We start from the raw sequence: 21,419 nt of genomic DNA, 5'->3' as shown, positions 1-21,419 counted from the left end.
AAATCCGCCCCGTTCCTGCTTCCAGCTTACAATAACGGAAAAGCTCAGCCCGTCTCTTTAGACGTATGCTTGACCTTGATATTGTAGCCCTTGAGCATCCCGTACCAGTACAGACGGGGAAAGACTTCCGTCTTGAGGAACCAGGCAAAGCGGCTGGGCTTGCGCTGGTCGTAGGGGAAGCTCGGCGCAACCTTGCCGCCATACAGGAACTCGGCCAGCACGACCTTGCCATAGGACACAGTCAGCGGGCAGGCGCCGTATCCGTCATAACTGCCCATCTGCGGGCGGCCATCGAGCGAGGCCAGCAGGTTCCCCACGACGACCGGAGCCTGTTCACGAGCCGCAGCAGCAGTCTTGGCGTTGCTGGTACCCAGAACGTCGCCAGCCCCAAAGATGTTGTCATAGGTCTTGTGACGCAGAACGGTCGGATCGACGTCCAGCCAGCCAGCGTCGTTGGCGAGCGGGCTTTTCTTGACGAAATCCGGAGCACTCTGCGGCGGCACGACATGCAGCATGTCGAACTGGCGAACCACGGTCTGATCCGTTCCGACGATCTGGAACGTGGCCTCGCGCTTCTCGCCGTCCACCTTAATCAGGTTTTCCTTCATGTGGAGGTTCACGCCGTAATAGTCGATCTGGCGCTGAAGCGACGGGACGTAATAGGACACGCCGAACAGCGCGTTTCCAGCCAGCGAGAAATCGACATCCGTGCGATGCAGAGAGCCTTCGCGGCGCCAGTGATCACAGGCCAGATAAACGATCTTCTGCGGTGCACCAGCGCATTTGATCGGCATGGGCGGCTGCGTGAACAGTGCCTTACCGCCGTCGAGATGACGGATGCATTCCCACGTATAGGCAGCCGTCTCACGCGAATAGTTCGACGTCACACCATTGCGGCCCAGCGTTTCGGGCAGCCCTTCGATCTTGTCCCAGTCAAGCTGAAGGCCTGGGCACACCACCAGACGGCGATACTCGACAACACGACCGCTTTTCAGCGTCACAGTGTTGGCTTCGGGCTGGAAACTCTCAACGCTGTCGCGCAGCCATTCAACATTGCGCGGGATAAGGCCGCCTTCCTGCCGCAACGTTTCAGACAACGTCATCACACCTGCGCCCACAAGCGTCCAGCCGGGTTGGTAAGCGTGAGTTGTGGACGGCTCGATGATGGCGATCGACAGGTTGGCGCGTTCGCGCCTGAGCTGTGCTGCGATGGTGATGCCGGCGGCACCACCACCAACGATGACGACTGAGAAGCGATCCTGCTGGGTCGGGTCTGCCATGTTCGGTTACTCCAACGTCATTGTACGACGGAAAGAGTCTAGTCCAGAAGGGCAAGTCTTTCCGTCAGAAGGGAATAGAAGGCGTCTGAATCAACGTCATTGATCCATAACGCGTTCGGAACGCGATCGGTTACGTTCCACAGGTCAACAACACTCTGACCCACACACAGCGGCGCGTCGACCTCGATTTCCACATTGCAGTCCCGCCCCGAGAAAAGCTCGGGCCACAGAAGAAAACCGATGGTGAGCGGATCATGCAGCGCGCCACCTTCCCAACCATATTTCTGCTTCTCGAAACGGTCTTCCGCACCCAGCATCCGCGCCACCATATCTGTGACCGGCGAGCCGATCGCGGCAATCGGCGCCAGACGGGCCGGTGTGGCGATGGCGCGGTGTGTCACGTCCAGCGGCAGGAGTGTGATGGAAATGCCGGAGCGCATGACGATCCGGGCAGCGTGTGGGTCCACGAAAAAATTGAATTCTGCGGTCGGCGTGATGTTGCCGCCCTCACGCTGTGCCCCGCCCATGGCCACGATTCCCGCAATCCGGGACGCGATATCCGGCGCATGCGTGAGCGCGAGAGCCAGATTCGTCATAGGGCCGAGGCAGACGAGCGTGATCGCGCCTTCCGGCTCGCGGCGCAGCAGATCCACAAGCCAGGTCGCGGCATCAATCGCCTGCGGACGCAGCGTCGGATCGGGGAGATCGGCGCCGGCCATGCCCGTTTCGCCATGGACATGCTCGGCGCTGATGGGCGCGCGATGCAGCGGGCGTGCCGCGCCCGCGAAAACGGGAATATCCGTGCGCCCCGCCAGTTCGAGCAGGGCACAGGCATTTTTCGTCGTCAGAGCGACAGGAACATTGCCGGCGACGGTCGTGATGGCCTCGACCGTCAGTTCCGGCGAGGCCAGCGCCAGCAGGATGGCGACCGCATCGTCCTGACCCGGATCGGTGTCGATAACGATGCGGCGGGGTGCGATTGCTGCGGAGCCGGCCTGTGTCATCATGCTTCTTCTTCGGAGTCCTTGATCCAGACCTCGACCGGTCCCGTAACCTTGATCGTCATCGGACGGCCACGGCGGTCCATGGACTTGCCAACGGCCAGACGCACCCAGCCTTCGCTAATGCAGTATTCCTCAACGGTGGTGCGCTCTTCACCCTTGAAGCGGACACCGATGCCACGCGACAGCAGCTCTTCGTTGTAATACGGGCTGTCCGGGCTGGCGGAGAGACGATCGGGAATGGTGTCGGTCATGGCGGGGCTATCCTCGTTGTATCAGATCCGATCATGTCGGACCGGCTCGTCAGAGGTTTTCTCTGTAGCGCCGGATGGGCGGCTCTCCAAGCCCGCTCCCGTTCTGAAACAAGACATGGCCGCTCCCACAGGACGCAGAGCACTGCTATGAGAGACGCTTCCCGTCGGAGACAGACCGTCCATGCCGTACCGCTCTTTTCGCCACACACCGCTGACCGCTCTGGCATCGCTTGTCATGCTTCTGACAGCGGGCACCGTCCTGTCCGGCTGCGCTTCGGATGACGATGACGACAACTGGTCCGTCAGCGCGCCCGTCTCGGCGGGGCAGGCGATCCGGCTGGATTCCGTGCCATCCCATGAACCGGCCTCCGTATATCGGCTGACCTATCGCAGCACGGATGCGCGAGACCCGCATCAACTCGTCCGCGTTTCGGCGCAGGTTCTGGTTCCGCGCAGGCCTGCTCCGGCAGGCGGCTGGCCCGTTCTGGCCTGGGCGCATGGAGAGAGCGGCCTGCATCTGACCTGTGCGCCGTCTGTGATGGGAATTGGGACCGTACAGGCGCATTTCTATGACGGCTGGCTGCGTCAGGGTTTTGCGATCGTCGCGACCGACTATCCCGGCATGGGCGAGCCCGGCGCGCCGCTTCTGCTGAATGCGCGTTCGGAGGGCATGAGCGTTCTGGATTCCGTGCGCGCGGCGCGCGAACGCCTGCCGGACCTGTCCTCAAACGTGGTGCTGAACGGCCATGCCCAGGGCGGACAGGCGGCTCTAGCGGCTGCGGCCATGGCCTCGACCTACGCCCCGCATCTGCGGATTCTGGGCACGATCGCCGCCGCTCCGCCCTATCTGGACGAACAGACGGCGCAGGAACTTCTGCACCCTGCCAATCCGCGCAGCTTCTCCCCGGCCGTGCCTGAACTGCTGACCCTCGGGCAATCACTGGCCGAAGCTGACCAGTCCACCGACATCAACGAAGCCTTCACCCCACGGGGGCAGCGCCTTCTGCATGATGCAGGCTCCATGTGCGCTTCAGATTTCTTCCCGATCGCGAAACGCTCCGGCCTGACACCCGCAACCCTGCTCGAACCCGACGCAGGACGTGTGCTGGCGCCGGTGTTCGACTGGGCGAAATATCCGGGCTTCTCCCTGCCCTCACCTGTCCTTATCGAATCCGGCGCGCAGGATCTTCATACATCCACCGGCCAGCAGAAACGCCTTGTCGCGCGGCTCTGCGCCGCCGGAACGCCCGTGACGCACCGGATTCATGACGCCAGCCACAATGGCACACTCGCCGCCATGATCACGGATGCCCACAGTTTCGCCGGACAACTCCTTGAGGGCACGAAACCCCGCTCGGACTGCAATTCACCTCACTGATCCTACGGGAAGGAGATGTTTTCGCCCCTCGGGGGTCGCATCCCGGAAACACTCTGTTAGACTCCGCCGGATGAATATCCTGATTACAGGGGCCGCATCCGGTATCGGACGCGGTCTTGCCCTGAAGCTGGCCCGGCCGGGCGTTTCCCTTCAACTCTGCGACCATGCGGCAGAAGGCCTGACAGAAACAGCCCGACAGTGCGACAGGCAGGGCGCGCACACAGTCCCGGCCATTCTGGACACACGGAACCGGCAGGGCATGGCGGACTGGATCGCCACAGCATCGGGCGAGCGGCTGGACATGGCGTTCCTCTGTGCGGGCATCACGGGGGGCCTGCCTCCCGAAGCCGACGACGGTCTGGTGCTGGAGCGCGAAGAACGTGTGTGGGAGATGCTCGACACCAATCTGACTGGAACGCTCAACACGTTCTTTCCAGTCGTGAAAGCCATGCGCACGCAGGACCGAAACGGCGAAAACCTTCGGGGCCGGATCTGTGTGATGGCCTCCGTCGCGGGGTTCGTCTGCTATCCCGGCACGCCATCCTATTCCGCCTCCAAAGCCGCACTTGACCGCTTCATTATTGGCAACGCCTCCCGTCTGGGCAGTTTTGGCATCAGCCTGACCAGCGTGTGCTGCGGATTTGTCGATACGGCCATGGTGAAGGGAAACCGTTTTCCAATGCCGGGTCTGGTGTCCACGGAAGAAGCCGTGCGCAGGATCCTGCGCGGCACGCTGCGCCAGACGCGGCGGATAATCTTCCCGGCATGGCTGGTCATGGGCTCGCGCCTTATGGACCTGCTGCCACCCCGTCTGGCAGAACGGTATTACGGAACCCAGCCTTCTGCCCAGCCAGCGGGTATGCCCGACTTCTGACGCTCCGCACGGCAGATATCTGACATTTTGTGTCCTATCAGTAATGACCCGAAGCGCGGTTTTGTGGATAAACTGACCGCATGAATTTCTGCCGCCTGTTCATAGACCGCCCGGTCGCGACGACACTGATGTCCATTGCCATCTTCATGGCGGGATTCATCTGCTATCCGCTTCTCCCCGTCGCGACGATGCCAGACATGACCACGACCGCCATCATGGTCGTGGCAACCCAGCCGGGTGCCGACCCGCAGCAGATGGCGACATCCGTCACCACACCGCTGGAGCGAAGACTCGGATCCATCGCGGATCTTGAGAGCATCGAGTCCGACACCAGTGCCGGACAGGCCCAGATTTTTCTCGAATTCTCATCGTCGCGCAATATCGACGGCGCCCTGCGTGACACGCAGGCGGCCCTGCGCGCTGCCCGAGCCGACCTGCCGACCGGAACCATGGATGCCGACCCGCAGGCCTTCAAAATGGATGGCGGTGGATTTCCAGTCTATCTGATGAGTCTGACCGGCGATCAGAAAACCCAGGCCGAGCTTTACGATATTGCCAATATCCGCATCAAACCGCTCCTGGCCGAGGTCAAGGGCGTGGGCCGTGTGGAAGTCGTGGGCTCAACGAACCCCGCCGTACGTGTCGAGCTCAATCCTGGTCCGCTCTACAAATGGGGCATCGGCTTTGAGGATGTGCGTACTGCCCTGGCCTCGGCCAATGCCTTCACGCCCAAGGGTTTCATCGACAGCCATGGCCAACGGATGATGCTGTCCACCAACGATCAGGCCATCAATGCGGCTCAGTATCGCGACCTGATCGTCGGCTACCGCAACAATTTCTATCCTGTCCGGCTGAGTGATATCGCTACCGTCAGCGACAGCGTTCAGGACGTCTATCAGACCAGTTATATCAACGGCCATCGCGCCGTTACTCTGGTCGTGACGGCCCAGCCCCATGCCAACACCGTGGCCATCGTGGACGGCATCAACGCCAACCTGACACATCTGCGCGACGCCCTGCCGGCGGACGTCAATCTGGTCGTGGGACTCGATACATCCCGCTCGATCCGCGCATCCCTCGCGGATGCCCGTCTGACACTGATCCTGTCCGTCGTGCTGGTCGTGCTTGTGATCCTGGTGTTCTTCCGCAGGATGATCACGACGCTCATTCCCGCCGTGACGGTCCCCATCGCCCTGTCCGGCACGCTGGCGGCCATGGCTGCCTTCAACTTTACGCTCGATGTCCTGTCACTCATGTCCCTGACCATCGCGGTTGGCTTCGTGGTTGATGACGCGATTGTCGTTCTGGAAAACATCGCCCGGCACATGGAAGACGGAAAGGACCGGTACGAGGCCAGCCTGATCGGCGCTTCGGAAATCGGCTTCACCGTCCTGTCCATCAGCGCCTCGCTGGTCGCGGTGTTCATCCCGCTGCTGTTCCTGCCTGGCGGAGCAGGCTCGATCATGTTCGAGTTCTGCATGACGATGATCTCCGCCATCGTCATCTCCATGTGGCTGTCCCTGACCCTGACGCCGATGATGTGCGCACATCTGTTGGAAATCGACCACGGCGACCAGCCGAGGAAGGGCGTATTGGGCTACATTGTCGTCATTACGGAGACCTCGCTGGACTGGACGCTGAAACAGTATGCGCGCTCCATGCACTGGTGCCTCCGCCATCCGGTTCTGATGGGACTGACCCTTCCGCTCAGCTTCATGGTGCTGGTCGGCTCCGTGGCCCTGATGCCCAAGGAATTCATCCCCTCGCAGGACATGTCGCTGCTGGCGGGACGCATCAAGGGTGACGCCACCATGTCATTCCAGGATATCGACCGCCGTCTGCGGGAAGTCGGCGCCATCGCCCAGACGGACCCGGACGTCATCTCCACCACCATCTTCAGCGATGACAAGAACAGTGGGGAGCTCTACCTCCATCTGAAGGAAAAGGCCGAACGCGCGTCCGCCGAAACCGTTCTGGATCGTATTCGCAAACGCCTGCCCAACGAACCCGGAGCGGACGTATCGTTCTGGAGCGTTGGTGGCAGCAGCCAGGGCGGCAGCAGTTCCAAGAATACCGGCAGCTACCGTTATGTCCTACGGGGAGAAAACGTTGCCGACCTGTTCGGATACCTCCCAACCCTGCTGGGCGCCCTGCGGGCCTCGGGCAAGCTCGTCAATATTTCATCCACGACCGAAGGGCAGTCCGTTGCGGCCTACATCACCGTCCACCGTGATACGGAAGCGCGCTACGGCGTCACACCGCAGCTGATCCAGAACGTCCTGTACGATTCCTACGGTCAGGCCATCGTCTCGACAATCCATCTGCCCACGACCGAACACCGCGTGGTCATGGTGCTGGCACCGCAATACCGCATGGACCCGAACACACTCAGCCAGGTCTGGATTTCCACATCTGCGGGCACGGCGGCTGGTGGCGTTGCCTCGAACCTGATCCGAGCCCGCAGTGATGCCAGCACCTCGGCAAGCAGCTTCACGTCCCTGGCCACGGCGTCCATCCAGAACTCACTGGCCAACCAGATTTCGGGCAACTCCTCAAGCGGAAGCGCTGTCTCCTCCGCGACCGAAACCATGATCCCCCTGACCAATGTCGCCTCCGTTCTGTGGAAGCCACAGCCTCTCGATATCACCCATCGCGGCAACTACTATTCCGCCAATATCTCGTTCGATCTGGCGAGCGGCGTGAGCTACAATGACGCGGTCGAGCTGATCAAACAGACCATGCAGAGCACCCGCGCTCCTGATGGCGTCCTGGGTGACTTCACCGGAACGGCAGGCGACACCCGCAAGCTCATGGTCAACGGCGCACTGGCGTTCCTCGCCGCGATTGCCGTGATGTATATCGTTCTGGGCATTCTCTATGAAAGCCTGATCCACCCCATCACGATCCTGTCCACCCTGCCTTCCGCCGGTATCGGCGCGGTTCTGGGCCTGTGGATCGCGGGAGAGTCCTTCAGCATCATTGCCATGATCGGCATCATCCTGCTGACGGGCATCGTCAAGAAGAACGCCATTCTCGTCATCGATTTCGCCATCCATGCCGAGCGCGTCGACAAGCTGTCTCCCAGGGATGCCATCTTCAAAGCCTCGATCACCCGTTTCCGCCCTATCCTGATGACCTCTCTGGCAGCCGCACTCGGGGCAGTCCCGCTCATCATCAGCAATGGATATGGCGCGGAAATGCGCCGTCCACTGGGTGTTTCGATCCTGGGCGGAATGGTTGTCAGTCAGCTTTTGACCCTTTACACCACACCGATCGTCTATCTGTGGATGGATGCCATCGGTGCGAGAACGAAGCGTCTGTGTCATTGGCTGCTCGGGCTTCTGCGCCGCCACGGCACCGCCAGCCCTTCCGCCAAACAGATCTGAAACCGGATAAAATAACGCCCCATGACCCTATCCCGTCGCATCGCACTGCTGGCAGCCCTGTTTCCCATGACGGCGCTTGCTGCGCCCGTTCAGCTTTTCGACCACATTTCCATCTCCCCTGATGGAAGCCGACTGCTCTCGCTGCAGGAGCCGGTTGGAGAGTCTCCGCAGAACACCATTTCCCAGCCCGTACTGTACACTCTCCCGTCCGGGGCCCGCAGCACTCTGTCTCTGTGTCATGGTTGTGAAGCAAGCGCGTTCGCTTGGCGTCGGGACGGACAGGCACTGGCCTATGTTCTGAAAGACCCTTCGGTCAAAACACTGTCGGTCTGGGAAGCGGACCGGGATGGTCAGCATGCAAAGCAGGTCCTGACCTTCACGGGGACACTTCAGTCCCTGTCCTACGGACCCAAAGGGCAGCTTGGCGTTCTGGCAATCGAAAATGCACACCGCCAGCCCGGGGCGATGGAAGCGGGCGCGCCTCCGGCTGGAGAAATCAACGCACAGATCGATGAACAGCGGATCGCCACGATCGAAAATGGTCGCCTGAACTGGCAGTCACCCGCCGATCTGTATGTTTATGAATATGACTGGCGCCCGAACGGCGAGGGTTTTATCGCCACCGCTGCTCCGGGAAACGGCGACGATCACTGGTGGATTGCAAAGCTCCACGCTATCGGAAACGGCACGGACACCGTGCTTTACAGTCCGCCTCAGGAACAGCAGCTCAATCTTCCGCGCGTCTCTCCTGACGGAAAACAGGTTTCCTTCATCGGCGGCCTGATGAGTGACTATGGCGCGATTGGCGGCGATGCTTACAGTCTGGATCTGACAAAGGCCGGTGCAAAACCCGTCAACCTGACACCAGGGCTAAAGGCCACTGTTACCGACCTTTCCTGGGATTGTGGGCCAGGCCTTATTGCAACAGGTCTCAAGGGAGACCGCAGCGTTATCTGGTCCCTTCAGGGAGGCCAAAGGTCGCTGTGGGAAGAGACCATGATGCTGTCCAACGGACGCTCCGAACCAAGCCTGTCCTGCGCCGGGCAGCACACCGCCATTATCCGGCAGAGCTTTGAAAAAGCACCGGAGATTGCGGCTGGTCCCATCGGACAGTGGAAGCCCGTCAATCGCGACAATGCCGCCCTTCCGGCGCATCTCAAGGCGCGAAGCCTGACATGGAAAAGCGATGGCTATTCCGTGCAGGGCTGGCTTCTGGAACCCCTGACACGCAAGCCGGGCGTGGAGCAGAACGGCAAGGTTCCGATGATCGTCTACGTTCACGGCGGACCGTCCAGCGCCTCCAACCCGCGCTATTTCCGCGACAACAGCAAGCTGGCGATGGCGCTCCTGAATGCGGGCTATGACGTCTTCATGCCTAACCCACGGGGCAGCTACGGACAGGGTGAGGCGTTCACCGCCGCAAACCGCCGGGATTTCGGACATGGAGATCTGCGTGACGTCCTGCGCGGGATCGATACAGCCGAGAAAGTGGCTCCCGTCGATGATCACCGCCTTGGTCTGACCGGCTTTTCCTATGGCGGCTACATGACGATGTGGAGCGTCACCCAGACAGACCGTTTCCGTGCGGCTGTCGCCGGAGCCGGCATTTCAAACTGGCTCTCCTATTACGGCGAAAACAACATCGACAGCTGGATGCTGCCGTTCTTCGGGAAATCCGTTTACGACGATCCGGACATCTACGCCCACTCCTCACCCATCCTCTATATCCGGCAGGCACATACGCCGACCTTCATTTTCGTCGGATCGGCTGATGAGGAATGCCCGATGCCCCAGAGCCAGGAATTCTTCCATGCGCTCCAGACGCTGCATGTTCCGAGCTCACTCGTCATCTATCCCGGACAGGGACATGGCATGAGCAGCCCACAGGCCTGGGACGACGCCGTACAGCGCACCATTCACTGGTTCGACCGTTATCTGGTGAAATAAGACAATCAGATCAGGCGCTGCCCTCTCCACTCTGTAAAGTCAGAGCGAGGGCAGGGCCGTTGTCTGCTGGCGCGCCCGGTTATCTGCAGACAGGGGCATGATACCGGGAATGACGTCCACTTCCGTCCGATCTACGACGCGTCCCGTCAGGACCATATGACTGCTGGCATTGTACACATGCACAGTGTCACCTTTTCCACCGGCTTCCAGAACTGTTCCTGAAACAGTCAAATGAAGGCTCTGGCCAGAGAATGTCGCCACAACGGGCGATCCGCGATGCACGAGCTGCGGATGTGCAAGTTCCGACACACTGAGAACCTGACCGGCAGCAAGCACGCCTCGCGCCTCAAGACCGACAGCATCTTCTGGTGCCTGCAAAGCGTCATCCGGAATCAGACCAACCCGGACAAATGTCATGGTGACATCTTCAGGAAGAATCGGCTGCCCCAGATGCATGGCATGGCGCAGGGTCACCGCCCGCACTTCCATCGTCGCCGTGCCGCTCACATTGAAAGTCGTGCCCTGGCCACCGCTTGCCGAAGGGACTTCGAGCCGCGCTGTAAAATGTTCACTCCCATGAGGGGGGCGATCAATATGCAGGATTGTCGGTGCACCCTGATCCCCAACCGGAACCGCGACAGGTTTAAATCCCGTCAGAGCCACTTCCACCCGGGCCTCGGAAGGTAACTCCAACCCCTCCCGGATAACAGGCAGGACATCATCCACGGCAATCATGCGGGCCGTGTGCGTTACGGTCGTAGAGACCAGCGGCGACGCATCGGGCCAATCCACACCGAATTGTGCAGCAATGGCTGTCAGCTGCGGACCGCCGACAACATAGCTGGCGCCCAGAGCTGGCGCGTCGCCGATCTCGGTATCCTGCCCCTTGCCCAGATCGGCAAACAGATCGGACAGGCGTACGCGTGGGTGATCAACATTGACGTTCGTCCGCAATGTCGCGGCAGAGGCGAATGAGAGGACAGAGCATCCTGCCAGCAGCAGCATGCCACCTGTCAGCAGGATGCGGTTCATGGTTTAACCACCACCCAGATTGGTCACGGTTTTCATCATGTCGTCAGACGCGGTGATGACCTTGCTGTTCATCTCATAGGCGCGCTGGGCCGTGATGAGATCGGTGATTTCCGTCACGACATTGACGTTCGAGTTTTCGACGTAACCCTGCATGATGCTGCCGTATCCGACAGCTTCGGGGTTACCCATCATGGCATCGCCGGATGCCGTCGTCTGCGTGAACAGGTTCTGCCCCATTGCGGCCAGACCGTTCTCGTTGGTGAAGATGCCCAGCTGAAGCTGTCCGACAAGTGTCGTGCCCGGCAATCTGCACACTGACCTGACCCGACTGATCAACCGAGATGCTCTGGGCATTGTTCGGGATCGTGATCGTCGGGCTGATGAGATAGCCGTCTGCAGTTACGAGGGAGCCGTTGTTGTCCATCGAAAACGTGCCGTCACGGGTATAGGCAAGCTGACCGGAAGGAAGCTGGACCTGAAAATACCCGCGCCCCTGAACAGCCAGATCCAGTGAGTTGCTGGTCTGCTCAAGGCTGCCCTGATCGTTGATGCGGTAGATCGCGGCCGTCTTCACACCGAGGCCAACCTGGGCACCTGCCGGGATGGTCGTGCCAGTATCGGACGAACTTGCACCCACGCGGCGGATGTTCTGGTAGATCAGATCCTGGAATTCGGCACGGGAGCGTTTGTATCCCGTGGTACTCATGTTCGCGATATTGTTGGAAATGGTTTCGACGTTGGTCTGCTGGGCCTGCATGCCCGTTCCGGCGATATCGAGTGCGCGCATGGAGAGTTATCCTTGTCCCGTAAGGGTCAGTAATCAGGCCGAGACCTGAACGATCTTGTCGATGGCGTTCTTCTGGCGCGTCGCTTCGGCGTCGACGAACTGCGCCATGAAGTCGAAGTTCCGCTGGATTTCCATCATCTTCGTGACTTCGGTCATCATCTGGACGTTGCTACCTTCCACCATGCCCTGCACGATATTGGGCCGCTCGACAGCCGTAGTCGGCTGGTCGGTACGCAGAAGCCTGCTGCCTTCTGCCTGAAGCTTGTTATCGTCCTGTGCTGTCACGATGCCGATCTGGCCCTGCTCGCCGGTTTCGGTCGAGATCACGCCGTCGGAAGAAATGGTGATGCGATGGTCCGTCTGGGGAATTTCAATCGGCTGGCCGTCGCGGTCCAGCAGGGCATTTCCGTTTTCATCAACAACGGCGCCGTCCTGCTGTTCTTCAAAGCGCCCTGCCCGTGTCAGGCGCACACCGTTGGCAGTGCGGACCTGAAAATAGCCTTCGCCCCCTAGCGCCATATCAAGCGGATTTCCGGTGGACTGCATGTCACCCTGCTGGAAGTCCCTGTATGTCGCGCGGTCCTGCGTATAGGATTCCGTATCCGCACCCTCCGGCTGTTTGGAGCCGTGCTGATGGGACAGGAAGTCACTGAAAAGGACATTTTCGCGTTTGTAGCCCACGGTCGACGCATTCGACATGTTGGCCGCGACCACGGACATGGCGCGTTGCTGGGCATCCATGCGCGAAAGCGCGATATAGGTACTGTTCTCCATGGGCTTTACAGGCTCCGGTCAATCCCGATTTCAGAGCACAGCGTAGCGGTAGAAAGCTTTCCCAATCGTTAAACGAACGGCCTTAACCCGACTCGTCGTGACGATATGGTGAAAGAGTCAGCAGCTCCGCCGCCTCTGCCTGCATGGCGGTCCGTTCCTCGTCCACAAAGGCTGCGACAGCCTGTCGCAGGCCGGGATCGAGAATGGCGTGGGCGGAATGGGTGAATGCCGGAAGGTAGCCGCGCTGGATCTTGTGTTCACCCTGCGCCCCGGCTTCGACACGGGACAGGCCGTGCTCAATCGCAAACTCGATCGCACGATAGTAACACAGCTCGAAATGCAGGAAGGGCCAGTCCCCCTCGCAGCCCCAGTTGCGGCCAAACAGCGCGTCTGTCCCCATAAGGTTCAGGGCCCCGGCGACGGCTTTTCCGTCATGTCGGGCCATCATCAGGACCACGCGGTCTCCGAGGTGTTCGGACAGCATGGGAAAGAAGCGCTCGGTCAGGTAAGCGCTGCCCCATTTCCGGTCGATCGTGGACTGATAGAAGCGGTAAAATGCCTGCCAGTCGTCCGGCGTGATCTCGTCCCCGCGCAGGGTGCTGAAGGCAAGGCCGCAGGACTGCGCGGCATTGCGTTCCTTGCGGATGGCCTTGCGTTTGCGGGAGGCTAAAGCGGCCAGAAAGTCATCGAACGTGGTGTAGCCGTTATTCTGCCAGTGATACTGAAGGCCCGTGCGTGGCAGATATCCGGCATCGGTAAAGGCCTGCAGAGAAGCGGTATCACAGAAATTGGCATGCAGGGATGACAGGCCAAGCTGGGCCGTGGCCTGAATTAGCGCGGCGGCAAGAGCCTGCGCTACGCCTTTCGGATCGGGCAGATCGGGCCGCAGCAGCAGTCTGGGTCCGGGGACAGGTGAGAACGGGACGGCGCAGACGAATTTCGGATAGTAGCGACCGCCCGCAGCCTCATAGGCGCGCGCCCAGTTCTGATCGAAGACGTACTCGCCCCAGGAATGGGATTTTCCGTAGAGCGGGGCGAGAGCTGCGATGGTCCCGTCTGGCGCGCGTAATGCGGCATGGCGCACAAGCCAGCCGGAGCGGTCCGCGACAGAACCGCTATCTTCAAGGGCGGACAGGAAACCGAAAGAGACGAACGGATTGTCGGCTCCCGCACAAATATCCCAGGCCTCGGCCCCGATCTCGTGGATCGAGGCGTGGAGGCTCAGGCTCCAGTCGGGGGTGGGGACGGTGTCCGGTTCTCCCATTCGGTTTCTCCCATCCGGGGTGATCAGGCGATTTCGAACAGTGCCTCGACTTCGACCGGAGCGTTTACGGGCAGGCTCGGCACGCCAATGGTGGAGCGCGCGTGACGTCCGGCATCCCCGAACACGTCAACAGCCAGATCGGACGCGCCGTTCATGACGGTGGCATGATCGGTGAATTCGGGCGTGCAGGCGATGAAGCCGCCCAGACGGACAACGCGCGTGATGCGGGAAAGATCGCCGTTCAGTGCTGCCTTGGCCTGTGCCAGAACATTGATGAGGCAGGCGCGGGCACAGGCCACACCGGCATGGGCCGAAACTGCGTCACCAAGCTTGCCTGTAATAAGCAGCTTGCCGTCCACCAGCGGGAGCTGACCGGACACGACGAGCAGGTTTCCCGTCAGAACGGTCGTGACGTAGTTCGCAACCGGAGCGGCTGCGACCGGCAGCGTGATGTCGAGGGCGGCGAGGCGGGATTCGGGGGTCGCGGTCATGGGAAAGTCTCCGGTTCGGGCGCCCAGAGTGGGCATCTGTCAGGGCCGCATGTTGAAACGGGAACGGCCTGCTGCCAAGGGGGCACGGTGGGAAGCCGGATCAGGCTGGCGGACTTTCGTCGCCCGCAAGGCTTCTGCGGCTGCGTTCGAGTTCTTCGGCATAGCGGCGCAGGGCGTGCTGTTCGGTCAGGGTGCCGATCACCTGCCGGGACTGCTGGTCCTCGACCACCACCAGCGCGTCGGCCTCGGCCTTTTCGAACAGTTCGATGGCCTCGCGGATGTTCATATGCGGGGTGAGCATGGCCTTGCGGAACAGGGCCAGCGTTCCGATGGCTGTCTGGGCGCCGGGTACGGCGTGCAGGTCCGCCAGCTGGACGATGCCATCATAATGCCCGTCCCCATCCAGCAGGACGATCCGCTGGGCCGAGCCAAGGGGAAAGAGGGTCTGCGCGCGGCTGAGGGAGGTCTCGGACGGGAGGGTCCGGACCTGTCCACGCATCATGCGGCGCACATTGAGCGAACGCATCCAGCCGATATCAACGGCGGAGCGGATGGATTCGCCTCGCAGATGGAAGCGCCATGTCGCAAAGCTGTAACCGAACAGGCGACGGACCGTGAGCAGGGACAGGACCGCAGCCACCAGTGTGGCACCACTCATGGACACGCTGCCGGTCAGTTCCAGCATCAGGCAGACCATGGTCATAGGACTGCCGATGACGGCCACAGCCATCGCGCTCATGCCGATCAGGGCACAGGCCGTGACGGAATCCGGCGCAATGCCCAGCGGCGCCAGAAGCGTGCCGTAAATCGTCCCTGCGAGAGACCCGAGATACAGCGATGCGAAGAACAGTCCTCCGCGAAATCCGGAACCGATACACAGGCAGGATGCCAGCGCCTTCATGAGCAGCAGGACCACCGCCATGCGTGCGGTCACGTTCCCGGCAAAGACGGCGCGCATTGCCTCATGACCTGCGGACAGGACGGAGGGGTGCAGCGTCGCCAGCCCCCCTACGATCAGGCCGCCCACGGCGGGCCGCAGCCAGACCGGGCCGGGCAGCCGTCGGAACAGGGCTTCGGTCTGCGTAACGCAGAACATCAGGCCGATGGCCGTCAGGGCCGTGAGGACGCTGATGAGAACCGCACCGGCCGTCCCTTCCCACGACAAGGTGCCCGGCGACGGAATAATGATCCCGGGCGGGACGCTTCCGAGCACCCGCGTCACACCCACACCCGCCAGCGCGGCAACAGCCACCGGAGACAGGCTGCCCAGCGAATAGGACCCGATGACGAGCTCGAACGCATAAAACGCCCCGGCCACCGGCGCATCGAACGCGGCCCCGATGGCCGCGCCGGCCCCGGCGCCTACCAGAACACGCAGATCCTCCCGACGGACACGGAAGGACCGCCCGATGCGGGAACCGAAAGCCGCCGCGATCTGGGTAAATCCGGCCTCAAGCCCGATAGACCCACCCACGCCGTTGGACAGAACCGTCTGGCAGACAATAACCAGACTGTCCCGCACGGACATACGGCCGCCATGCAGCGCATTCGCTTCAATGGGATCGACCGGGCTGCGGGGCATGATTTTTGCGATCATGACGCCGAACAGCCCGATCACAAGCCCTCCCCCGGTCAGCACGGCAACCGTTCGCAGGGGTGGCAGGACGGTCAGACCGGACAGGTGGCCTCCGGACAGACCCGGCATGCCAAAAAGAAGCCTGTGCATGAAGAAGGTGAGATGGGTCATGGCGACCACGCACAAACCTGACAGAATCCCGACAAACCCCGCCAGAACACTCAGCCAGATCTCGTTTCCACGCACCAGCGTTCGCAGATTTGATGGCGCATGCGGAAACAGACGCACCTGAAAGCGGCTCATTTGCTGACGCATGGCACGCGAACGATCCTGAAAAGGGGCGGGACTGGTGGACAAGCGGGCTCCCGGGCGGCAGGTGTGGTCCTGTTTGACGGCAAGCGCGCCGCCGATCAACAGCTGTCATGGAAGGATCATGGATGAAACTGCATGTCATCGAACGGGGCGAAGGCCCGGAGACGGTCATCTTCCTTCATGGGCTGTTCGGACGCGCCCGGAACCTCGGTTTTCTCCAGCGCGGTGCATCTGCGGATTTTCGCACCCTTGCACTGGATCTGCGCAATCACGGACACAGCCCGCATGGCCCTGTCACCTATGCTCTCATGGCGCAGGACGTGCTCGAAACGCTGGACGATATGGGAATCGAGCGTTTCGCCGTCGTGGGACATTCCATGGGCGGAAAAGTCGGAATGATGCTGGCTCTCGCCGCCCCCGAGCGCGTGACGAAGCTGATGGTTGCGGATATCGCACCGGCCCGGACGGGCCACGGTCATGGCGACATGATTGCCCGACTGGCCGACATTACATTCCCGGCGTCGCTTGAACGGCGGGAAGGTCTGGATCTTCTTGAACCAGCCGCAGGCAGCAGACCTGTTGCCGAGCTCCTGCTCCAGAACGTCCGGCTGGGCGAATCCCCTGGCTGGAGCATCGGTTTCGATGATCTGGCCCGTGATATTCATGAGATCGAGAACTGGCCAAATCTGCAGATTGCACCTTACGAAGGACCCGTTCTTTTCCTTCGCGGCGGTGCATCGCCCTATGTCAGACCCGAGCATCACGACCAGATCCGATCCCTGTTCCCTCACGCCATGATCCGGTCCCTTCCTGATGCCGGACACTGGCTCCATGCCGAACAGCCTCGTCCATTCCTGCGGGAAATGATGGAATTCCTTAACGCTCCGGCCTGACGGGAAACGTTACACAATCAAATCAGACCAAAAGACGGCGGTTTTGTACGAATCATTTTATTTCGATAAAGCAACATAATGAAATTCTAATATATTAATTTTTTGATATTTTAATAAAACTCAATTAAAATTAAAGTAAAAAAGTTACTTTTCTGAAAAATTAACAACTACAACAACAAGGCCAGAACGGCTCATGTAATAAACTTCATCAGGATTACGCGGATGTACGCTCTACTGTTCTCCGAGTCTTTGGTAAATCGTACCGAAATGCGTGTCTTTACACGTGAGAAGATCTATTCTTCCGCGCTGGCCCGTGGTGCAGCCCACGGCGATAAAGAGACTATTCGGGCAATGATGATTGGATGGTGGCCTTTTATTCAGGCTTTTGAGCGCGCTATTGACGTGCGTGTCGGCCACCTGCCCATCAAGCCGCTCGTCCAGCGTTTTGGACAGACGCGCATCAAGGCCTTCTTCTCGGAAGCGCGTGAAGCTGTCCGCGAAATGAAGGAAGAGGAAGGCTCACACGCCATCCTGTGGGCCGATGGCGCAAAGGAATTCGGCCTCGATCTGTTCGGAACCCATTACGATACGCTGCCAACCGTCCAGAAGCTGATTGCCAATGCCGACAGCGAAGATCCCGTGATCTTCTTCTCCTGGCTTGCAGCGGTGGAATACATCGCCGAGGAACTGGCCGCCTATCTGTGTCATGCACCGAAGTTCACCAGCCTGTTCGCAAAGAAGCACTGGACCTGGGGCCTGGCCCATGACGAACACGAGCATGACGGCCCGTCCCATCTGGAAATCGACGAAGATCTGGCCCGCGCTTACTATCCGTCCAACGATCCGGACATCACGCGCGCCGCTCTGACGGCGAACATGCGCGAGTGTATCGAGATGTTCGAAAAGGCAAGCTTCGAAATTTACGCCACAACGCCGGAAATGGCTCACTAACGAAACATTAAGCTTTTACCGGCAATCTCCGTGCACGGTGTGCCATAACCGACGCACGGAGATGTTGCCCGCAACAAATTCGTAAGCCACAAAGAAAAACTTCATAAATCCCTGTCATCGTGGCACCCTCCTCCTCTATTGGGAAGGTTCATGATGCCCCTGCCTGTCTCACCGGATCCTGTTGCCCCCTCCCGGGCATGCGCGTCACAATGACCGCCCTGCTGAAACAGATGCAGCTGACGCGTTTTTTTCCCTTCCGCGCTGAAATCCCGGCCGGAGCGGAGGAAGACATTCGTCTCTCGCGCTGCCGGGTGCTCCGCGGCCTGAACTTCTTTCATTTCGTTCCCCAGATCAGTTGCGGCCCGATTGCTGGCCTTTGCCTGATGCGGAACTATCCGACCTACGGCATGATCCTGGCCGGGGCCGTCATGTTCCTGCTCGTGGTCTACAACATCTGCTTCTATGCGATCCCCACCGAAAAGCTGGTCGACACTCGGCAGTCCTGGATTCTCAAAGGGCTCAATTTCGCATTCGCGCTCTGCTGGATCACACTTCCGCCCATCGTCTTTCCCTATGGGGATGCCAATGACAGGGTCATGGTCGCGGGGATCATGGTTGGACTGACGGCAACGACGATCACCCTGATGCCCCTGACGGGACTGGGAGAGATCATTGCCCTCATGCTGGTCTTTTCCTGCTGCAGCGCTCTTTTTCAGGCGTGGGAAATCGACCACGGATCGTTCTATTTCTACATCGCCATCGAACTCGCGGTGTATCTGTTCTTTGTCCTGTCCCTGACGATGGCAGTGCGGGCCCTGTTCAAGGCATTCCTGGTCAGCCGGTATTCCCTCGAACAGCGCAACAGCATCGTGCAGCTTCTGCTTCGGAATGCCGATGACGACACCGGCGACTGGCTTTGGGAAACCTGCGCGTCAGGCACCCTGCACAATGTTTCGGCCAGTCTGGCCTCTGCTTTCGGCAACAGTCGGGAATGGCTGGAAAAGCGGGTCTTTTTTGACATCCTGTCCGATCTTGCAGGCCCGTCGGCTTTTGACGGTGACGAGCGCACCGGGCTCGGCCGACTGCGCCAGTGTCTCGACAACCGGATTTTCTTCCGGGACATCGTCGTATCAGGAACCCTGCATGGTCAGCAGCGCTTCTGGTCGCTGAGTGGCCGTCCCGTTTTTCAGGACCGCATATTCATCGGCTATCGCGGCGTCGGAACGGACGTGACCCAGACGCACTGGGCACAGGAAAGCGCCTCTTTCCGGGCAAGGCATGATCTGTTGACTGGCCTGCCAAACCGCGGCGCCTTCCTCGACGACATGGAAAGCTATCTCATCGAGGCCGAACGGACGGGCGAAGCGTTTGCGCTGCTCAACCTTGATCTGGACGGTTTCAAGCAGATCAATGACCGCTATGGCCATTCCGCCGGCGACGAGATGCTGCGGAAAGTTACGGTCGTTCTTAGCCGGACATTGAGCGAGCGTCACAGGCTCTATCGCTTTGGTGGCGACGAATTCATGCTTCTGGAGCGCCAGACGACCCCCGCTCAGGTCGCCACCACGGCCACGGGTCTGATCAATGCGCTGACAAATGTTCCTATCCGGATTGGCGAAGGCGTGCGTTGCGCAGTCGGCCTCAGCGTGGGAATCGTCCTGTCCATCGGGGGCTCGGAACGCGTGGGAAGTCTGCTGGAAGCCAGTGACCTGGCGCTTTACGAGGCCAAGAGTCTCGGCGGCCATACGCACCGCTTTTACAATCCTGAACTGCGCACCGTTGCCAAGCGGAACCGGGACCTGATCCGCGCCCTTCCTGAGGCCCTCGAGGAGGGAAAGCTGGGAATTGTGTACCAGCCCTTCTTCAACACCCAGAGTCAGAAACTCTGTGGATTCGAGGCGCTGATCCGCTGGTCTCACCCCGAATATGGCCGCGTGCCGCCCGAGCGGATCATCCAGCTGGCGGAAGAAGCAGGGCTCATTCACCGTCTTGGCGTCTATGTCATGGAACGGGCCTGCATTTTTGCGCGCGAGTGGGACGAAGGGCTGATCCTCTCGATCAATGTTTCGGTCGGGCAGCTGGAAGCTCCTGCGTTCCTCAAAGACACGTTCCAGATTCTTGAGAATACCGGCTTTCCAGCCCGCTGCCTTCAGATCGAAATGACCGAGAACATCTTCATGGAGCCGGATGCCGCGACGTTCACCCTGCTGAGCCGTCTTCAGAGCGCCGGGATTTCCATTGCGCTCGACGATTTCGGCAAAGGGTTCTCGTCTCTCGGATATCTGCGGTTTTTCCCATTCTCCAAGATCAAGCTGGATGGCCTTTTCGTCAGGGACATGCTGCGCGAATCCCGGGCTGCATCCATTGTTCGTGCCGTGGTCGATCTGTCGATCGATCTCGGTGTGGCTGTGACCGCGGAAGGTGTGGAAAGCCAGGAACAGCTATCCTACCTCAAGCGTCTGGGCTGCACGGAAGTGCAGGGGTATCTGCTCTCACGCCCCCTGTCTCCCGAAGATACCCGCCAGTTCATGGCTGCAATTCCGGCCGTAATGGAAGCCTCCTGAGCGGGCATCAGGCCGTCAACGGATTGGGAGCCGTTTTCTTCCCTTCCTCCGCCACGCGCCAGCAATACCAGGCCAGCGTAGAGCGGTAGGGAGAGAAGCGGGCCGTCTCTTCCTTCAATGCCTTTGGCTTGGGTGACAGCTCAAGTCTCCTGATCCGGCGCCACCCCTCCCGCACACCAAAATCATCAACCGGCATTACGTCGGGACGGTTGAGCGTAAACATCAACAGCATCTCGACCGTCCAGCGCCCGATGCCCCGTAGGGTGATAAGACGTGCGATCAGCTCTTCATCCGTCATGCCAGCGGCTTCGGAACGGCTGGGCACGATGCCATCCAGACGCGCCTGTGCAACGCCCCTCATAGCCAGCAGCTTGCTTCCGGAAAGACCGCAGGCCCGAAGACTTTCTTCGGAAAGCGAAAGAATCCGCTCCGGCACCGGTGGTGGTCCCTCCAGGCTGCCCGGCTCACCAAGAAGGCACAGACGCCCAAAAATCTTCCGCGCCGCCGCACCGTGCAGCTGCTGTCCGGCAATGGCTCGCAGAAGGGCATCATAGGGCTCCTGCCCATCATCACCGCGCAGGGTGCACGGTCCAATCCGGGCGATGACCGCCGCAAGATCGGGATCTGCGCCAAGAAGTGTGGCAGAATCAGCCAT

Annotated in this window: 16 protein-coding genes and 1 pseudogene; 7 read left to right on the top strand and 10 right to left on the bottom strand. The window is 60.4% G+C overall.

What is annotated here, in order from left to right; translation table 11 throughout:
* Nucleotides 1-44: 44 nt before the first annotated feature.
* From JK202_RS10195 to JK202_RS10185, 3 genes are read right to left on the bottom strand one after another with little or no spacing between them, the layout of a single operon-like run.
* The gene (locus JK202_RS10195; protein ID WP_211560745.1) at nucleotides 45-1,280 is read right to left on the bottom strand and encodes an FAD/NAD(P)-binding oxidoreductase; all 1,236 of its coding nucleotides are present in this window, start codon (nucleotides 1,278-1,280) and stop codon (nucleotides 45-47) included.
* Nucleotides 1,281-1,318: 38 nt separating this feature from the next.
* The gene (locus tag JK202_RS10190) at nucleotides 1,319-2,287 is read right to left on the bottom strand and encodes a nucleoside hydrolase (RefSeq protein WP_211560742.1); all 969 of its coding nucleotides are present in this window, start codon (nucleotides 2,285-2,287) and stop codon (nucleotides 1,319-1,321) included.
* Nucleotides 2,284-2,535, bottom strand: a complete 252-nt coding sequence (locus JK202_RS10185) for a DUF3297 family protein (protein ID WP_211560740.1) — start codon at nucleotides 2,533-2,535, stop codon at nucleotides 2,284-2,286. The genes JK202_RS10190 and JK202_RS10185 overlap by 4 nt, the downstream gene beginning before the upstream one ends.
* Nucleotides 2,536-2,716: 181 nt before the next feature.
* On the opposite strand from JK202_RS10185, the gene JK202_RS10180 reads away from it, so the two are divergent.
* The 4 genes from JK202_RS10180 to JK202_RS10165 all read left to right on the top strand — a co-directional run bounded on the left by JK202_RS10180 (nucleotide 2,717) and on the right by JK202_RS10165 (nucleotide 10,120).
* Nucleotides 2,717-3,913: a lipase family protein gene (locus tag JK202_RS10180; protein ID WP_211560737.1), complete on the top strand. Its 1,197-nt coding sequence runs from the start codon at nucleotides 2,717-2,719 to the stop codon at nucleotides 3,911-3,913.
* 70 nt (nucleotides 3,914-3,983) lie between these two features.
* Complete coding sequence (locus tag JK202_RS10175; RefSeq protein ID WP_211560734.1) at nucleotides 3,984-4,787, top strand: SDR family oxidoreductase; 804 nt, start codon at nucleotides 3,984-3,986, stop codon at nucleotides 4,785-4,787.
* 80 nt (nucleotides 4,788-4,867) lie between these two features.
* Nucleotides 4,868-8,173, top strand: coding sequence for an efflux RND transporter permease subunit (locus JK202_RS10170; RefSeq protein ID WP_211560732.1), 3,306 nt, complete (start codon nucleotides 4,868-4,870; stop codon nucleotides 8,171-8,173).
* A 21-nt stretch (nucleotides 8,174-8,194) separates the two neighbouring features.
* Entirely contained in the window at nucleotides 8,195-10,120 is a 1,926-nt protein-coding gene (locus tag JK202_RS10165; RefSeq protein WP_211560728.1) for a S9 family peptidase, read from the top strand.
* Nucleotides 10,121-10,159: 39 nt separating this feature from the next.
* Here the strand turns inward: JK202_RS10165 and flgA are convergent, their stop codons facing one another.
* The 6 genes and pseudogenes from flgA to JK202_RS10135 form a co-directional block, all read right to left on the bottom strand.
* The gene (flgA, locus tag JK202_RS10160) at nucleotides 10,160-11,152 is read right to left on the bottom strand and encodes a flagellar basal body P-ring formation chaperone FlgA (RefSeq protein WP_211560726.1); all 993 of its coding nucleotides are present in this window, start codon (nucleotides 11,150-11,152) and stop codon (nucleotides 10,160-10,162) included.
* A gap of 3 nt (nucleotides 11,153-11,155) precedes the next feature.
* A pseudogene (flgG, locus tag JK202_RS10155) lies at nucleotides 11,156-11,939 on the bottom strand (flagellar basal-body rod protein FlgG).
* 33 nt (nucleotides 11,940-11,972) lie between these two features.
* Nucleotides 11,973-12,713 (bottom strand): flagellar basal-body rod protein FlgF, encoded by a 741-nt coding sequence (gene flgF, locus JK202_RS10150; RefSeq protein ID WP_211560723.1) that lies wholly within the window; start codon nucleotides 12,711-12,713, stop codon nucleotides 11,973-11,975.
* An 82-nt stretch (nucleotides 12,714-12,795) separates the two neighbouring features.
* On the bottom strand, nucleotides 12,796-13,977 hold the full coding sequence (locus tag JK202_RS10145; protein WP_211560720.1) for a GNAT family N-acetyltransferase: 1,182 nt from the start codon (nucleotides 13,975-13,977) through the stop codon (nucleotides 12,796-12,798).
* Between the two features lie 23 nt (nucleotides 13,978-14,000).
* Nucleotides 14,001-14,468 (bottom strand): RidA family protein, encoded by a 468-nt coding sequence (locus JK202_RS10140; RefSeq protein ID WP_211560717.1) that lies wholly within the window; start codon nucleotides 14,466-14,468, stop codon nucleotides 14,001-14,003.
* A gap of 100 nt (nucleotides 14,469-14,568) precedes the next feature.
* Nucleotides 14,569-16,347 carry a chloride channel protein gene (locus JK202_RS10135; protein ID WP_211560814.1) on the bottom strand — a complete coding sequence of 593 codons (1,779 nt, stop codon included), beginning with the start codon at nucleotides 16,345-16,347 and terminating at the stop codon, nucleotides 14,569-14,571.
* Nucleotides 16,348-16,481: 134 nt separating this feature from the next.
* Between JK202_RS10135 and JK202_RS10130 the strand changes: the two genes are divergently transcribed.
* From JK202_RS10130 to JK202_RS10120, 3 genes are all read left to right on the top strand, one after another.
* A complete protein-coding gene (locus JK202_RS10130) occupies nucleotides 16,482-17,249 on the top strand; it encodes an alpha/beta fold hydrolase (protein WP_211560713.1) in 768 nt (255 codons plus the stop codon).
* A gap of 267 nt (nucleotides 17,250-17,516) precedes the next feature.
* On the top strand, nucleotides 17,517-18,200 hold the full coding sequence (locus JK202_RS10125) for a hypothetical protein (RefSeq protein ID WP_249199919.1): 684 nt from the start codon (nucleotides 17,517-17,519) through the stop codon (nucleotides 18,198-18,200).
* Nucleotides 18,201-18,409: 209 nt separating this feature from the next.
* Complete coding sequence (locus JK202_RS10120) at nucleotides 18,410-20,764, top strand: bifunctional diguanylate cyclase/phosphodiesterase (RefSeq protein WP_211560707.1); 2,355 nt, start codon at nucleotides 18,410-18,412, stop codon at nucleotides 20,762-20,764.
* A 7-nt stretch (nucleotides 20,765-20,771) separates the two neighbouring features.
* On the opposite strand, the gene JK202_RS10115 is transcribed toward JK202_RS10120, so the two are convergent.
* Nucleotides 20,772-21,419, bottom strand: a complete 648-nt coding sequence (locus JK202_RS10115; protein ID WP_408872150.1) for a DNA-3-methyladenine glycosylase family protein — start codon at nucleotides 21,417-21,419, stop codon at nucleotides 20,772-20,774.

Source organism: Gluconobacter sp. Dm-62 (assembly GCF_018256155.1).
Lineage (GTDB): Bacteria > Pseudomonadota > Alphaproteobacteria > Acetobacterales > Acetobacteraceae > Gluconobacter.
The sequence above is the reverse complement of the archived record's forward strand: the minus strand, read 5'-3'. Positions and strand labels throughout refer to the sequence as shown.

Bases quoted from the DNA above. Each gene is read 5' to 3' on its own strand.
- JK202_RS10195 (WP_211560745.1), bottom strand. From the start codon at position 1,280: ATGGCAGACCCGACCCAGCAGGATCGCTTCTCAGTCGTCATCGTTGGT.
- JK202_RS10190 (WP_211560742.1), bottom strand. From the start codon at position 2,287: ATGATGACACAGGCCGGCTCCGCAGCAATCGCACCCCGCCGCATCGTT.
- JK202_RS10185 (WP_211560740.1), bottom strand. From the start codon at position 2,535: ATGACCGACACCATTCCCGATCGTCTCTCCGCCAGCCCGGACAGCCCG.
- JK202_RS10180 (WP_211560737.1), top strand. From the start codon at position 2,717: ATGCCGTACCGCTCTTTTCGCCACACACCGCTGACCGCTCTGGCATCG.
- JK202_RS10175 (WP_211560734.1), top strand. From the start codon at position 3,984: ATGAATATCCTGATTACAGGGGCCGCATCCGGTATCGGACGCGGTCTT.
- JK202_RS10170 (WP_211560732.1), top strand. From the start codon at position 4,868: ATGAATTTCTGCCGCCTGTTCATAGACCGCCCGGTCGCGACGACACTG.
- JK202_RS10165 (WP_211560728.1), top strand. From the start codon at position 8,195: ATGACCCTATCCCGTCGCATCGCACTGCTGGCAGCCCTGTTTCCCATG.
- flgA (WP_211560726.1), bottom strand. From the start codon at position 11,152: ATGAACCGCATCCTGCTGACAGGTGGCATGCTGCTGCTGGCAGGATGC.
- flgF (WP_211560723.1), bottom strand. From the start codon at position 12,713: ATGGAGAACAGTACCTATATCGCGCTTTCGCGCATGGATGCCCAGCAA.
- JK202_RS10145 (WP_211560720.1), bottom strand. From the start codon at position 13,977: ATGGGAGAACCGGACACCGTCCCCACCCCCGACTGGAGCCTGAGCCTC.
- JK202_RS10140 (WP_211560717.1), bottom strand. From the start codon at position 14,468: ATGACCGCGACCCCCGAATCCCGCCTCGCCGCCCTCGACATCACGCTG.
- JK202_RS10135 (WP_211560814.1), bottom strand. From the start codon at position 16,347: ATGAGCCGCTTTCAGGTGCGTCTGTTTCCGCATGCGCCATCAAATCTG.
- JK202_RS10130 (WP_211560713.1), top strand. From the start codon at position 16,482: ATGAAACTGCATGTCATCGAACGGGGCGAAGGCCCGGAGACGGTCATC.
- JK202_RS10125 (WP_249199919.1), top strand. From the start codon at position 17,517: ATGCGTGTCTTTACACGTGAGAAGATCTATTCTTCCGCGCTGGCCCGT.
- JK202_RS10120 (WP_211560707.1), top strand. From the start codon at position 18,410: ATGACCGCCCTGCTGAAACAGATGCAGCTGACGCGTTTTTTTCCCTTC.
- JK202_RS10115 (WP_408872150.1), bottom strand. From the start codon at position 21,419: ATGGCTGATTCTGCCACACTTCTTGGCGCAGATCCCGATCTTGCGGCG.